The 13583-nt window shown below is 45.6% G+C and carries 15 protein-coding genes and 1 pseudogene; 7 read left to right on the forward strand and 9 right to left on the reverse strand.

Annotated elements, in window-relative coordinates; translation table 11 throughout:
* Positions 1-2 precede the first annotated feature (2 nt).
* Positions 3-1313, forward strand: a complete 1311-nt coding sequence (locus WB371_RS00795) for a serine dehydratase subunit alpha family protein (RefSeq protein WP_336218231.1) — start codon at positions 3-5, stop codon at positions 1311-1313.
* A gap of 197 nt (positions 1314-1510) precedes the next feature.
* Here the strand turns inward: WB371_RS00795 and WB371_RS00800 are convergent, their stop codons facing one another.
* Together WB371_RS00800 and WB371_RS00805 are read right to left on the reverse strand one after the other, a co-directional pair.
* Entirely contained in the window at positions 1511-1672 is a 162-nt protein-coding gene (locus tag WB371_RS00800) for a hypothetical protein (RefSeq protein WP_336218232.1), read from the reverse strand.
* Positions 1673-1692: 20 nt separating this feature from the next.
* Positions 1693-1854, reverse strand: a pseudogene (locus WB371_RS00805) (pirin family protein); the annotation flags it as partial.
* A 759-nt stretch (positions 1855-2613) separates the two neighbouring features.
* Between WB371_RS00805 and WB371_RS00810 the strand changes: the two are divergent.
* The 5 genes from WB371_RS00810 to WB371_RS00830 all read left to right on the forward strand — a co-directional run bounded on the left by WB371_RS00810 (position 2614) and on the right by WB371_RS00830 (position 8262).
* Entirely contained in the window at positions 2614-3135 is a 522-nt protein-coding gene (locus WB371_RS00810; RefSeq protein WP_336218233.1) for a fimbrial protein, read from the forward strand.
* A 129-nt stretch (positions 3136-3264) separates the two neighbouring features.
* Positions 3265-3969, forward strand: coding sequence for a molecular chaperone (locus WB371_RS00815; protein ID WP_336218234.1), 705 nt, complete (start codon positions 3265-3267; stop codon positions 3967-3969).
* A 37-nt stretch (positions 3970-4006) separates the two neighbouring features.
* On the forward strand, positions 4007-6640 hold the full coding sequence (locus WB371_RS00820; protein ID WP_336218235.1) for a fimbria/pilus outer membrane usher protein: 2634 nt from the start codon (positions 4007-4009) through the stop codon (positions 6638-6640).
* The gene (locus WB371_RS00825) at positions 6637-7704 is read left to right on the forward strand and encodes a fimbrial protein (RefSeq protein WP_336218236.1); all 1068 of its coding nucleotides are present in this window, start codon (positions 6637-6639) and stop codon (positions 7702-7704) included. The genes WB371_RS00820 and WB371_RS00825 overlap by 4 nt, the downstream gene beginning before the upstream one ends.
* Positions 7705-7713: 9 nt before the next feature.
* Positions 7714-8262, forward strand: coding sequence for a fimbrial protein (locus tag WB371_RS00830; protein ID WP_336218237.1), 549 nt, complete (start codon positions 7714-7716; stop codon positions 8260-8262).
* A gap of 76 nt (positions 8263-8338) precedes the next feature.
* Here the strand turns inward: WB371_RS00830 and WB371_RS00835 are convergent, their stop codons facing one another.
* A complete protein-coding gene (locus WB371_RS00835; protein WP_336218238.1) occupies positions 8339-9040 on the reverse strand; it encodes a pirin family protein in 702 nt (233 codons plus the stop codon).
* Between the two features lie 104 nt (positions 9041-9144).
* Between WB371_RS00835 and yhaJ the strand changes: the two genes are divergently transcribed.
* A complete protein-coding gene (gene yhaJ / locus WB371_RS00840; protein ID WP_336218239.1) occupies positions 9145-10041 on the forward strand; it encodes a DNA-binding transcriptional regulator YhaJ in 897 nt (298 codons plus the stop codon).
* A 58-nt stretch (positions 10042-10099) separates the two neighbouring features.
* On the opposite strand, the gene WB371_RS00845 is transcribed toward yhaJ, so the two are convergent.
* From WB371_RS00845 to WB371_RS00870, 6 genes are all read right to left on the reverse strand, one after another.
* Entirely contained in the window at positions 10100-10459 is a 360-nt protein-coding gene (locus WB371_RS00845) for a DUF805 domain-containing protein (RefSeq protein WP_336218240.1), read from the reverse strand.
* Between the two features lie 220 nt (positions 10460-10679).
* Positions 10680-11045 carry a DUF805 domain-containing protein gene (locus WB371_RS00850; protein WP_336218241.1) on the reverse strand — a complete coding sequence of 122 codons (366 nt, stop codon included), beginning with the start codon at positions 11043-11045 and terminating at the stop codon, positions 10680-10682.
* A 125-nt stretch (positions 11046-11170) separates the two neighbouring features.
* Positions 11171-12157 carry a glutathione S-transferase family protein gene (locus WB371_RS00855; RefSeq protein WP_336218242.1) on the reverse strand — a complete coding sequence of 329 codons (987 nt, stop codon included), beginning with the start codon at positions 12155-12157 and terminating at the stop codon, positions 11171-11173.
* Between the two features lie 68 nt (positions 12158-12225).
* Positions 12226-12618, reverse strand: a complete 393-nt coding sequence (locus WB371_RS00860; protein ID WP_336218243.1) for a DoxX family protein — start codon at positions 12616-12618, stop codon at positions 12226-12228.
* A gap of 275 nt (positions 12619-12893) precedes the next feature.
* Positions 12894-13187 (reverse strand): YqjK-like family protein, encoded by a 294-nt coding sequence (locus tag WB371_RS00865; RefSeq protein ID WP_336218244.1) that lies wholly within the window; start codon positions 13185-13187, stop codon positions 12894-12896.
* Entirely contained in the window at positions 13177-13581 is a 405-nt protein-coding gene (locus WB371_RS00870; RefSeq protein ID WP_336218245.1) for a phage holin family protein, read from the reverse strand. Before WB371_RS00870 ends, WB371_RS00865 begins: the two co-directional genes overlap by 11 nt.
* Between the last annotated feature and the right edge of the window lie 2 nt (positions 13582-13583).

Here is a 13583-nt window from a genome sequence, read left to right on the forward strand (position 1 = left end):
TTATGTCTGAGACTATAAAAAATCCGTTGTGGCAGCGTTTCATCTGCGCAGTACAGGAGGAGGTGAAACCCGCTTTAGGCTGTACGGAGCCGATTTCCCTGGCGCTGGCTGCCGCCGTGGCAGCCTCCGAACTGAAGGGTGCGGTGGAACGAATCGACGCCTGGGTGTCACCCAATCTGATGAAAAACGGACTGGGCGTGACGGTACCGGGAACGGGTATGGTCGGGCTGCCTATCGCCGCCGCGCTGGGCGCGCTGGGGGGAAATCCCAGCGCCGGACTGGAAGTGCTGAAAGATGCTTCCGCGCAGGCGATTGCTGAGGCGAAAGCGATGCTGAAAGCGGAGAAAGTCTCGGTGATGTTGCAGCAACCCTGCGACGATATCCTCTTTTCCCGGGCGAAGGTTTACAGCAAGGATGGCTGGGCGTGCGTCACCATTGTGGGGGGGCATACTCATATCGTGCGTATCGAAACACAGGCCGGCGTTACGTTTTCCCGCGAGGTCAATGAGAGCGGAGAAGAGCAGGCATCACCGCTGGCTGTGCTCTCAGAGACCTCCCTGGAAGAGATCCTCACGTTTGTGAACACCGTGGCGTTTGAGGATATTCGTTTCATCCTCGACGCGGCGCGGCTTAACGGCGCGTTGTCTCAGGAGGGGTTACGGGGAACCTGGGGGTTGCATATCGGCGCAACGCTGGAGAAGCAGTGCGCGCGTGGGCTGCTGGCCGACGATCTCTCGACGGCGATCCTCATTCGTACCAGCGCGGCATCGGATGCGCGCATGGGGGGCGCAACGCTGCCCGCCATGAGTAATTCGGGGTCGGGCAATCAGGGGATCACCGCCACGGTGCCGGTGATGGTGGTGGCGGAACATTTTGGCACCGATGACGAGAAACTGGCCCGTGCGCTGATGCTTTCTCATCTGAGCGCTATCTATATCCATCATCAGCTTCCGCGTCTGTCGGCGTTGTGTGCGGCGACAACCGCGGCAATGGGGGCAGCAGCTGGAATGGCATGGCTGGTGGACGGGCGCTACAGGACCATTTCGATGGCGATCAGTAGCATGATCGGCGATGTAAGCGGAATGATTTGCGATGGCGCATCAAACAGTTGTGCAATGAAAGTCTCAACCAGTGCTTCGGCGGCATGGAAGGCGGTGCTGATGGCGCTGGACGACACCGCGGTGACGGGCAATGAAGGGATTGTCGCGAACGATGTGGAACACTCGATTGCGAATCTGTGCGCGCTGGCGTGTCATTCCATGCAGCAAACGGACAAACAGATTATCGAGATCATGTCCCGCAAAGCACATTAACGGGACGTCCGAGTGCCCGATGGCGCTTATCGGGCTTACGGTAAAATATGTTTATAGCCTGTAGGCCGGATAAGGCGTCAGCCGCCATCCGGCAAGACCTGAAATGCCCGATGGCGCAGGCTTATCGGGCCTACGGTAAAATATGTTTATAGTCTGTAGGCCGGATAAGGCGTCAGCCGCCATCCGGCAACAGGCCCTCAGGCGGCTTCGTCTTCTTCGGCCAGCCGAACTTCTGCATCGGATACAATCGCTTCCAGCTCAGTCAACATCTCCTCGAAGCCAAAAGCACAAGGTGCGGGAGGCGTCTGTGCAGCTTCGGATTTGATTGCCGAAACCTGCTTTTTCACTTTCTTACTCATATGCCACTCCATTCACCGGGCTATACCGGCAAATCTATCAGCAAAGCACGCAATGGCGTATCGGCAACGAGCGTAATGTTAGCTTCATCACGAATAAAGGCGCCGTCGCCGCAGGTCAGCGCCTCACGAACTTCATCATGCGTCACAGCATGAAACGTACCGTGAATCGACTGCAGATAAGATCATGGAAGAATGCTCCCGGCCAATCCGCTAACTGCTTGCATAACTGGTTAAGCCGTTCTACTTAGTGCTCGATTATTACTTAAACATTCTAAAGTTTTCATGTTTCGTACAGGGTGAGGGATAAATTTCAGGGTGTCATTTTGACCCTTTAATCAGTTATTGATAGTTCAACGAGTAAATTTCCCTTACTGGGCTAAGTCCTCTTTAATTTTACAGAAATAGTTAATCTGTTAACGATTGCAGATTTTTGCTACTTCGAAGTAATAGAATTGATATCAAAAATAAACTCTGCGAAATTGTTATTCCACTTATGTGATTGGGTGAATTATTTGATTCGTAAATAATATTCCGACAGCTATAGTGATTTGTATTTCAACATATTAATAATATATATTATTTAATTATCAATCAATCAGTTATATTTTTTATTTTGAATAGAGCTGTAATGTTTTTGTTTGTTATGTAACACAAAGCATGTGATTGTAATTTCCATTTAACGATGGAAGCATAAAACGTTTAGCTGATCCATTTTTGGACTTACTTATCTCATTTATATAAAGAAATATTACTTTGTGTGTTTCTTTATTATCGGGAATCAGTTAAGATTTTTAATGCGCAAATAATATACATTGCTCATCTTTGTATATAACGAATAACCGGTAATTAATAATATAATATGTGACATAATCATCCTGAAAATATATTGATGATTAAAACATATTTATAAATTATAGGTATTGATTTAATTTGAGGTAAAAATGAAAAAAATATTATTGCCAATTCTTCTTATTGGGGGAGTTGTTAGCTTCGGTAACGTAGTTCTCGCTTCTGATGGTACAATTCATTTTAAAGGTAATATTATCAATGAAGCCTGTACTGTAGATACTAACTCAAAAAATCAGACAGTGATACTTGGCGATATTGCTGCCGCATCATTTTCTGCCGCAGGGGATAAATCCACGCCTACAAAATTTACAATTAATGTCACTGACTGTCCAGCAACGGTCAAACAGATTGCTTTTAAATTTGATGGCATAAATGATTCAGACAATACGAAATTATTAAAACTTGATTCCGGGATGACGGCAACGAAAGTTGGTATTGAGATTTCTGACTCGAATGGAGTCCCTATCGATTTGCATACATCATCGCCGAAATATAACGTTGCGGCAGATGGCTCTGCTTCTCTTGAATTTATTGGTCGCTATGTTGCCACTGCTGCAACAGTAGGTGCAGGTACCGCAGACGGCACCAGTGAGTTTACTATTAATTATCAGTAAACTTGAGTATTCAACTCACCATAAATTTAAAGCTTAAAATTGTTTACTCTTCGTTACTTTATAATCAGTAACGAAGAGATATTAGCTAATAATGAGCTGTATGATAATACTGTTTCAGGGAAGTAAAAAATGAGACGAGTGAATGTCTTAAAAACAGTGAGTTTATTGATAATAACTCTTTGCTGCAATTGTGCTATGGCTGGCGTGTTGGTTAGCGGCACGCGCGTCGTATACGATGGTCATAAACGAGAAACTTCATTAGGAATTAAAAATAAAGATTCCACTTCTCCCTACCTTATCCAGACCTGGGCAGATAATGATGGACCGGAAGGCACTGTCAAGAATCCAGTGAAACCACCTTTTGTTATTACACCACCAGTATTTCGGTTGGATGCTGGTAAAGAAAATATGGTGCGAATCATTCTCACCTCTCCATCTTTGCCACAAGATCGTGAGTCATTATATTGGGTTAATGTTAAATCAATCCCTGCATCATCAAAAGAAACTAAAAATGTATTGCAGATTTCTGTAAAAACACGAATTAAACTTATTTATCGCCCCGAGGGGATAGAATCGCCAGAGATGGATGATTATAAGAAAATTATGTTCCATCAGGCAGGCAATGAGTTAACCGTTACGAACCCAACTCCATATTTTATAACATTCTTTTCCTTGAATGTTGGGAACAAACCAGTAACGACGACAAATATTGTTGTGCCACCGAAAGGAACAGCACAATACTTAATACCCGTAGGGGCTATCGGTCATGATATTACATGGCAAGTTATTAATGATTATGGTGGGGCAAGCCCTGTCACGACATCCCATTTATAAAACTCATCGCCCATGTGAAAATGTTTAAGGCAAAATAATGATAACTGGTAGTAATAAATTGAAAAGTTCAAGCGAGCAGGCGAAACTGTGGAAAAGTAAAAACAGTAAATTGACTTGCCCCAAAAGCAATTTAAAACTTGCCTATGTTGCTATCATTATGATTCTTGGATTTCTTTCCAGGAATAGTAAAGCGACCGAAACCTTCAATATTAATGCGCTCGAAATTGATAATCCATTATCTACTCCAGTTGACCTCTCTCAATTTTCAGAAAATGGTCAACAGTCTCCAGGTATTTATAGGGTAGATGTCTATCTAAACGGTGAAATAAAAACCACTGAAGATATTAAATTTATTTTTAATTCTAAAAAAGAGCTCACTCCTGAACTTACACCAAAAATGCTTGAAGATTGGGGCGTGAGAATTTCTAACTCTAAGGAATTGAGTGCTCTACCAGTAAACGAAATTATTACCGATCTTTCAAAATATTTTCCTCAGGCTGAGACAAATTTTGACTTTTCTCGTCTGACATTAAATATTTCTGTCCCACAAGCGGCAATGATGAATATTGCTCAGGGCAGTATTGACCCTCAATATTGGGATGAAGGCTTGACCGCTCTGTTGTTGAATTACAGCTTTACAGGTGCTAACTCAAAAGTTAAAGCTGGTAACATCAAAGATGACAGCTATTTCTTGAATTTACACAGTGGGTTGAACTTAGCAGAATGGCGCTTAAGAAACTATAGTACATGGAGTTACAATAATCATTCTGGAACTGAGGATAAGGTAACTCGCTCCTGGGATTCAATCAATACTTATGTTGAGCGCTCTCTGCCTTCTATAACGGGAAATTTTGTAGGTGGTGATACTTATACCCCTTCTGACATATTCGACAGTATCCAGTTTCGTGGCGTTCAGATAGCATCTGACGATAACATGTTACCAGACAGCCAAAAGGGTTTTGCACCAACAATCCGTGGGATTGCCAGCAGCAATGCTCAGGTTACGATCAAACAGAATAATTCAATTATATACCAAACGTATGTTTCGCCAGGCGCCTTTGTCATTAACGATCTTTACCCAACAGCGGCAAGTGGTGATCTGCTGGTAACTATTAAAGAAGCAGATGGATCTGAGCGAACGTTTGTTCAGCCCTTTTCTAACGTACCTGTTATGCAACGCGTAGGAAGATTAAAATATGCGCTTTCGACGGGTAAATACCGTTCATCTGATAGTCATGTTTCTGAACCTAATTTTGCACAAGCAACGTTACTTTATGGCCTGACAACCAATGTCACTGTTTATGCAGGGATTCAGGCAGCAGAGAAATATCAGGCTGTAGCTACTGGTGTTGGACTTGGAATGGGGGAGGCCGGTGCTGTTTCTGTTGATGTGACGCAGGCGCATGTTAAATACTCTATTAATGATACGGAAAAAGAAAAACAAGGTCAGTCCTATCGCTTTCAGTATTCTAAGGATATTGCTGCAACAGATTCCACTGTAACGCTTGCTGGTTATCGTTATTCAACTAAAGGCTATTACAGCTTTAATGAAGCAATGTCTTTAAATAATGATGATGATGATGATTTTTATAATTTCCGTAACAACAAGCGAAGTAAATTTCAAATAGATTTATCGCAAAACCTCATGGGAGGTGATTGGGGCTCATTCTCAATTTCCGGTTACCAACAAGATTATTGGAAAAGTGGCGATCATGAGCGCAACTTTACACTTGGTTATAGTAACTCCTGGAATAGCATAAGCTGGACATTGTCTTATTCTTACAGTCAATTTGCAGGTAGTGATGCTGATGATAACAAAATGTATGCACTCAGCGTGAGTATGCCATTAGGTCGCTGGTTACCTGGGGGATATATTTCTAACAGTACAACACATGACTCCCAGGGGCGAACATATAATCAGACCAGTGTTAGTGGAACGATGCTTGAAAGAAATAATTTGTCATACAATATATCTCAAGGGTATGGTAATCAGGGAGAAGGAAATAGTGGGGCAATAAGTTCTGACTATCGGGGAGCCTATGGCGAAGTCTCTACAGGATATAACTATGATCAAACATCACACCAAATAAATTACGGTGTCGATGGGGCTATCATTGCGCATAAAAATGGAATAACGTTTGGTCAACCATTATCAGGCGATATGACATCTGTTGCGCTTGTCCGTGCGCCAGGCGCGGCGAATACAGTTGTTCAGTCAAACACAGGGGTCAGTACTGACTGGCGAGGGTATGCCATTGTTCCTTACTTAAGTCCATATCGTCGCTCACGTATCGCATTAGATCCGGAAACATTAGATGAAGACGTAGATTTAAAAGATAACGTGACAAGTGTCGTTCCCACTGCTGGCGCTGTTGTTTTGGCTGATTTTAAGACTAATGTTGGAAAGCGTGTATTAATGCAGCTCAAACATGGTCCACAACCCGTTCCTTTTGGCGCTTTTGTATCACTTGAAAATGACAGTGAAAATGTAGGTATTGTCGGTGATGATGGATTAGTTTACTTAAGCGGTGTTCCACAGCAAGGTAAATTAATGGCACAGTGGGGCGCAAAATCCAATCAACAATGTTTGGCGAGTTTTACATTACCAGATATTTCTGAGAAAAATTTAGTCGGTATACAACAAATTAATGTGGACTGTGAAGCAAAATGAAACCTCATAAAGATCAGACAATATCACTTCTTTCATGGGTGATGAAATTACCTATGGCGCTGTTTATTTTTGCCATGTCCGGTAATTTTGCATGGGCATATACGAACTGGTGTACCCCTCCCAGTGGTACGCCATACCAATTTAACTCAACATTTAATTATACCGATGCCGATCCGAGTACAAATAAAGCGGGGCAAGTGTTTGATTCAGTAACAGGGTGGGATTTAGGAACAACATATAGTATGAAATGCGATTGTGATTCCAATTCCTCAATATCCAGAAAATTTAAAGCTACGACGGATCTCAGTCTACTTACAACTGTTGCTGGTAAAAACTATTATAAAATGGGGAGTGTGGATGAAGTTGGTGTACATGTAGCCATATTTATCGGTGGGCAGAATAAATATTTTGATGTGCCTTTTGAAAATATTGATAATTTATCTCCGGATAAGGTATGTAATACAGTAATCAGTACTGCGAATTCTGGTTCAAAAGGTAAAATATCTCTTTATATTGCTAAGCCATTTGTGGGGAAAATTGATTTCCCTCAAACTTTAGTTGCAAGTTTGTTTGCGACGAAGACGGTCAACTCTTATTCTTCAACACCTATCTCTCAGGTTTATTTGTCTGGGAGTATGACTGTTCCTCAATCCTGCGAAATTAATGATGGACAAGTTATTAATATTGATTACGATACGATTATTAATTCAGCTCTGAAAACAAAAGGTGCGGTGCCTGACGGATTTACTAAAAAAGTCACTGATCTGGCCTATATCTGCACAAATATTACCGATGGTGTGAAAATTAGCTTTACGTTCAAAGGTACTGCGTCTTCCTCTGATCCAGATAGTATTAGTACTGATAAATCAGATATTGGAATCCATATTGAAGATATGAATGGTGTAATTATTACACCAAATAGTGGTAAATTAGCAAGTTCATTTGATTATCAATCACAAACGGGCACTACTTCATTTCAGAGTTATCCAGTCAATACAACTGGAAATGCTCCTGAACTCGGAGTATTTACTGCTGCTGCAACTATCACCACTAATATTGAGTAAGGGGGCGATATGTTTTTTTCTCATTACGCATTCCGTAAAGTTATGGTTGCGGTAATATTAACTGAAGGTCTCTGTTTTCTATCTATGAAGATGGTGCTGGCGGATGACTTGCCAATTAATTTTCGTGGTACAGTTGTTGCAGGTGCATGTGAAGTCGCTTCCCTTTCAAAAAATATGGATGTTATACTTGGTGATATCCCAACAATGTACTTTGGTGATGCTGGTGATGTTTCTACAGCAGTGCCATTTACTATTGATTTGAATTGCCCGGACGGCGCGAGTTTAAAGGCCACCGTAACATTTAGTGGTACCACAGCAAGTGATTCAACGCTGCTTGCGCTCGATACTGATGTTAATGTGGCGAAAGGTGTTGCAGTCAGAATTAATGAAAGCGATGGTACCAAGATTTCTCTTGGTACGGCTTCAGCGGTGAATTCGTTAGTCGCTGGTGATAATGAACTGAAGTTTACAGCACAATATCAGGCACTTGTGGGGCGTTCAGAAATAAACGCAGGCTCTGCCAATGCGACGGCACAATTTACGCTGAACTACCCTTAATCAAAACCCCTTAATTTATTATTAAGGGGCGTGAGTTATAAACATTATATTATGGCCCATGGTGTTTATAAGAAAGCTACACCGGCAAATCTATCAGCAAAGCACGCAATGGCGTATCGGCCACGAGCGTTATGTTAGCTTCATCACGAATAAAGGCACCATCGCCGCAGGTCAGCGCCTCACGAACTTCATCATGCGTCACGGCATGAAACGTACCGTGAATCGACTGCAGATAAGCGCGCGGGCCATGCAACTGAAAGCGCAATGACTCGCCTTGCTCCAGCTCGATATGGTGCACCCAGACCTGTTGGCGCAGTTGCAGACTGCCGTTTTCACCATCCGGTGAGGCGAGCAGTTGCTGTTTACTCTTTTGCAGCGTCGTCTTTTGCACTAACGCGTTTTCACGCTCCGGGCAGGCGTCGAGCCAGAGCTGCATACGCGTCAGTGGTTTATCTTTACTGATGTTATGTTCGCTGTAACTGATTCCCGGCTGCGTAGCGAGCAGCAGGGCTTCACCCGCTTTCACCTGCACATGGTTGCCATCACTGTCGCGGTATTCGGCAATCCCTTCCAGGATCAGGTTTAAAATATCCACCTTGGGATACGTGCGCGGCTGGAAGGCGGCGTCAGGTGCCAGCACTTCCTGATTGAGCACGCGTAATGACGCATAGCCCAGCAGTTTCGGGTCGAAATAGTGTCCAAAGGAGAAGGTGTAGCGGGACTGCAACCATCCGTAGTCTGCTTGACCGCATTGTTTGGCTGTTCGCGTAGTAATCATAATTCTTGACCTCTCTTTACTTCCTTTTATGTTAAGGGGCTGGACGCTGCATTGTTAGCCAGATATTCTGCCCGGTATGTTCAAATTTCCTGAATGAGAACGCTATGGCTAAAGAGAGGGCATTAACGCTTGAAGCGTTACGCGTAATGGACGCGATAGATCGTCGAGGTAGCTTTGCCGCTGCGGCGGATGAGCTTGGGCGCGTACCGTCTGCGCTCAGTTACACCATGCAGAAGCTGGAAGAAGAACTGGATGTGGTGTTGTTTGACCGATCCGGTCATCGCACAAAATTCACCAACGTAGGCCGCATGCTGCTGGAAAGAGGACGCGTTCTGCTGGAAGCGGCTGATAAACTGACCACCGATGCCGAAGCGCTGGCGCGGGGCTGGGAAACGCATCTGACAATTGTGAAGGAAGCGCTGGTGCCGACTCCGGCCTTTTTCCCGCTGATCGACAAACTGGCTGTGAAAGCCAATACGCAGCTTTCGGTGATCACCGAAGTGCTGGCGGGAGCGTGGGAACGACTGGAGCAGGGCAGGGCGGATATTGTGATCGCGCCGGACATGCACTTTCGCTCATCGTCTGAAATTAACTCCCGTAAGCTCTATACCCTGATGAATGTCTATGTTGCCGCGCCGGATCACCCGATTCATCAGGAGCCGGAACCGCTGTCCGAAGTGACGCGCGTGAAATATCGCGGGGTTGCGGTAGCTGATACCGCCCGAGAACGTCCAGTATTAACCGTTCAGTTGCTGGATAAACAGCCGCGTCTGACCGTCAGTACTATTGAAGACAAGCGTCAGGCATTACTGGCCGGATTAGGTGTCGCGACAATGCCTTATCCGCTGGTGGAACAGGATATTGAGCAAGGGCGACTGCGTGTCGTTAGTCCGGAATCGACCCGTGAGGTCGATATTATTATGGCCTGGCGGCGTGACAGTATGGGGGAAGCAAAGGCCTGGTGCCTGCGTGAAATACCAAAATTATTTATCGGGAAATAAGCACGTTTTATATCGGGTAAAGTAAATATCGGGGCAAATGGATTGCCCCGAAACATCATTAATTAATCTCGTTTTGCTTCGGATCATTTCCAAAACGGTTGTTACCAGAAGTACCGTTCTGGCACAGAAATACGATGATAACAATGGTGCCGATAATAGGAATCAGGCTGATCAATAACCACCAACCAGAACGATCGGTATCATGTAGACGACGAATCGCCACCGCGATGCTCGGTAACAGAACGCCCAGGCTGTAAATCAAGGTGATATATGGCGTTTCCATACCGATAACAGCCTGGATTACATTCAGAATGGCACTGATGATCATGTTGATCAGAATGAACATCCAGTATTCTTTTCTGCGCGCACGTCCAGAGAAACCCGTATAGTTTTTTAAAACACTCAAATACCAATTCATATAATATCCTTATTAGCTAAAAAAGTTGGCGAAATATAGCATGATATTTAATAAAGGTCATTTGTATTCTGAATGTTTAAGAAAATTTCAATAGAATATAGCCAATATTAATAGTTTTAAATGATATGTTTTGCATGTTAATGAATTTACGAAAAGCGTGTGGGAAATGTTTTTCGGCAAACAGTAAAAAAGCAGAGTATTACTCTGCCTTTGTACATTCTCACGATAAAGATTTCGGGCTGGGTCCGAAACGATTTTCGCCGGGCGTGCCATCCTGACAGTTAAAGATAAGAATCACCAACCAACCGATAACAGGGATCAACAACAGCAACAGCCACCAGGCGGATCGGTCGGTGTCGTGGAGGCGGCGGAATTGTACCGCCCACCAGGGTAAGAAGATAAGGATCCCGTAAAGGGTCGTCAGTATCCCTTCTCCTCCGGCACGCTGCCAGCCAAGCATCTTGTCCAGAACGCCGAGAACGAATGTCAGGATGACGTTGACCAGAATAAACATCCAGTACTCTTTACGACGGGCGCGGCCGCCGAAACCGATGTAATTTTTTAAAACCTTTAGATACCAGTCCATTTTCGCCTCAATCTGTGACAATCACTTGTTTTTAAAGCAATCAAAATAAGAATAGCTGTGAATGATTAAGGGGTAAATATTTGAAGAATGAATTAGCAAGGCACCCATAAGGGTGCCTGTGTCAATCAGGCGAAACGGCTGTCACGCCCGTGCGGTTCGTTAAGATCCTCCTTCGGGCCAATGGAAATGATGCCCGTTGGGTTGATCGTCTTATGGCTGCGGAAATAGTGGTTGCGAATGTGCTCAATGTTGACCGTTTCCGCGATGCCCGGCATCTGATAAAGATCGCACAGAAAACCATAAAGGTTGGGGTAGTCACTGATGCGATGCTTGTCGCATTTGAAATGTGTGACATAAACCGGATCAAAACGGATCAGGGTCGTCCACAGCCGAATATCCGCTTCCGTTAACCGATCGCCTGTGAGATAGCGATGTTTCCCGAGGAGCTGCTCAATTCGCGCCAGCGAGGTGAAGACCTTTTCTACGGCGTCATCATAAGCCTGCTGGCTGGTGGCGAAACCGGCTTTATAAACACCATTGTTAACGGTGTCATAAATCCAGCCGTTCAGTTCATCAATTTTACTGCGCAATTCAGGAGGGTAGTAGTCACCGGCTTTTGCACCCAACGCATCAAACGCAGTATTGAACATGCGGATGATCTCTGCGGATTCGTTGCTGACAATCGTATGATTCTTTTTATCCCATAGCACCGGAACGGTCACACGACCGGAATAATGGGGATCGGCGTGCAGATAAAGCTGATAGAGAAATTCGTGCTGGTATAAGGTGTCGCCCGTCGCGGCGGGGAAGTTATCGTCAAAGGTCCAGCCATTTTCCAGCATCAGCGGATTTACGACAGATACAGAGATAAACGGCTCCAGCCCTTTGAGTTTACGTAATATCAGCGTGCGGTGCGCCCACGGACAGGCGAGTGAAACATACAGGTGATAGCGGTCTTTCTCTGCTGCGAAGCCGCCTTTACCGGAAGGACCGGGTTCGCCATCCGCGGTGAGCCAGTTGCGGAATACCGATTCTGAACGTTGAAATTTTCCCCCGGTGGATTTGGTGTCATACCAGGTGTCATGCCAGACGCCATCGATCAGTTGCCCCATGATTTCTCTCCTTCAGATAGCAAAACGAGGAGATAGCCTCCTCGTTTTTTGCATTCATTATAGTGCGCTTACCATTTTTTATTCAGGACGCGGTCGATACTGAATGCGCCCGGTCCCGTGATGCCCAGCAGCAGATAACCGCCAGCGATGGTCAGGTTTTTCATGAACATCAGCGAGTTCACGCCTTCCGCAAAGTTGCTGTGGAAGAGGAACGCGGTCAGGATTGTGAAGCCCGCGGTAAACAGCGCGGTGGTGCGAGTCAGGAAACCGAACAGAATCGCCAGACCGCCGCCAAACTCCAGCAGAATAACCAGTGGCAACATGAAGCCCGGCACGCCCATTGCTTCCATGTACTGCTGGGTACCCGCGTAACCGGTGATTTTTCCCCAACCTGCGGTAATAAACAGGATCGGCATCAGAATACGCGCTACCAGTACACCAACATCTTCTAATTTTTTCATTTTACTCTCCAGAGAACCACTCAAGCTACTGCTGTTGTTTTTTAGTGCAATTTCGCGGAGTTCCGCGTCATTGCTGTCGATGGAGAGGATAATAAACGTGGCGAATGACAATTGTTAGCTAGGAAAACTGTTAATATTTTTCAAAAAATTTGATTTGGTGGTGGGGCGGAATGGAAGATCGGGTAAGCGAAGCGCTCCCGGTACAGTTGCCGGATGGCGGCTACGCCTTATCCGGCCTACATATTGAGTACGAGGGTCGGATAAGAAAAGCGCCATCAGGCAACCGATGAACGTAGCGTCTTTTTAACCAGACGCCATGCGCTCCAGATACCGAGCCCTCGTCTGGCCCAGCGAACGAGCAGATTAGGATGACGAATCGTCCAGACCGCCATGACGCTGCTGCCGACCAGCGCCCAGGAGCGCAAACTCAGCAGAGTATTCCAGCCGCGATCGTAAGCCCCTGTGGCTTCCAGCCAGTCACGGCGACTGGCCGAAAGATCCAGCCGTTGCTGTTGGATCTCCCCAAGCAGTCGGGCCTTACGTTGTTCACGCTCGACTTTACCGCTCATGGCTTTCCTCCTCCAGCAATTGCCGGTCATTCGCCAGCTCGTGGCGAGTGTGGCGTAGTATTGTGGAGCGCCGCGCTTTACGCAGCGTCCATATTCCGCCAATCAGCGCCAGAAGCAGTAAAACAACCGTGGTGGCAATCATCGCGTTGAGGCGGTACTGCGGATCGACGGCCCAGATGACGAGCACCATCAGGCTCATCAAACCAAATGCCGCGAAGAGCATGGTCAGCCCCAGCATTAGCAAAAGCTGGAAGAGGTTGGCTTTTTCTTCTTCAAGCTCAACCACTGCCAGACGCAGCCGGGTTTCCACCATCTCAACGAGGATCGTGACAATACGCTGCCCGATGCCCAGAACGCTTTTACCAGGGCCTTGTGCGTGATGAGGATCCGCCATAA

The organism is Citrobacter amalonaticus, from assembly GCF_037053465.1.
GTDB classification, from domain to species: domain Bacteria; phylum Pseudomonadota; class Gammaproteobacteria; order Enterobacterales; family Enterobacteriaceae; genus Citrobacter_A; species Citrobacter_A amalonaticus_H.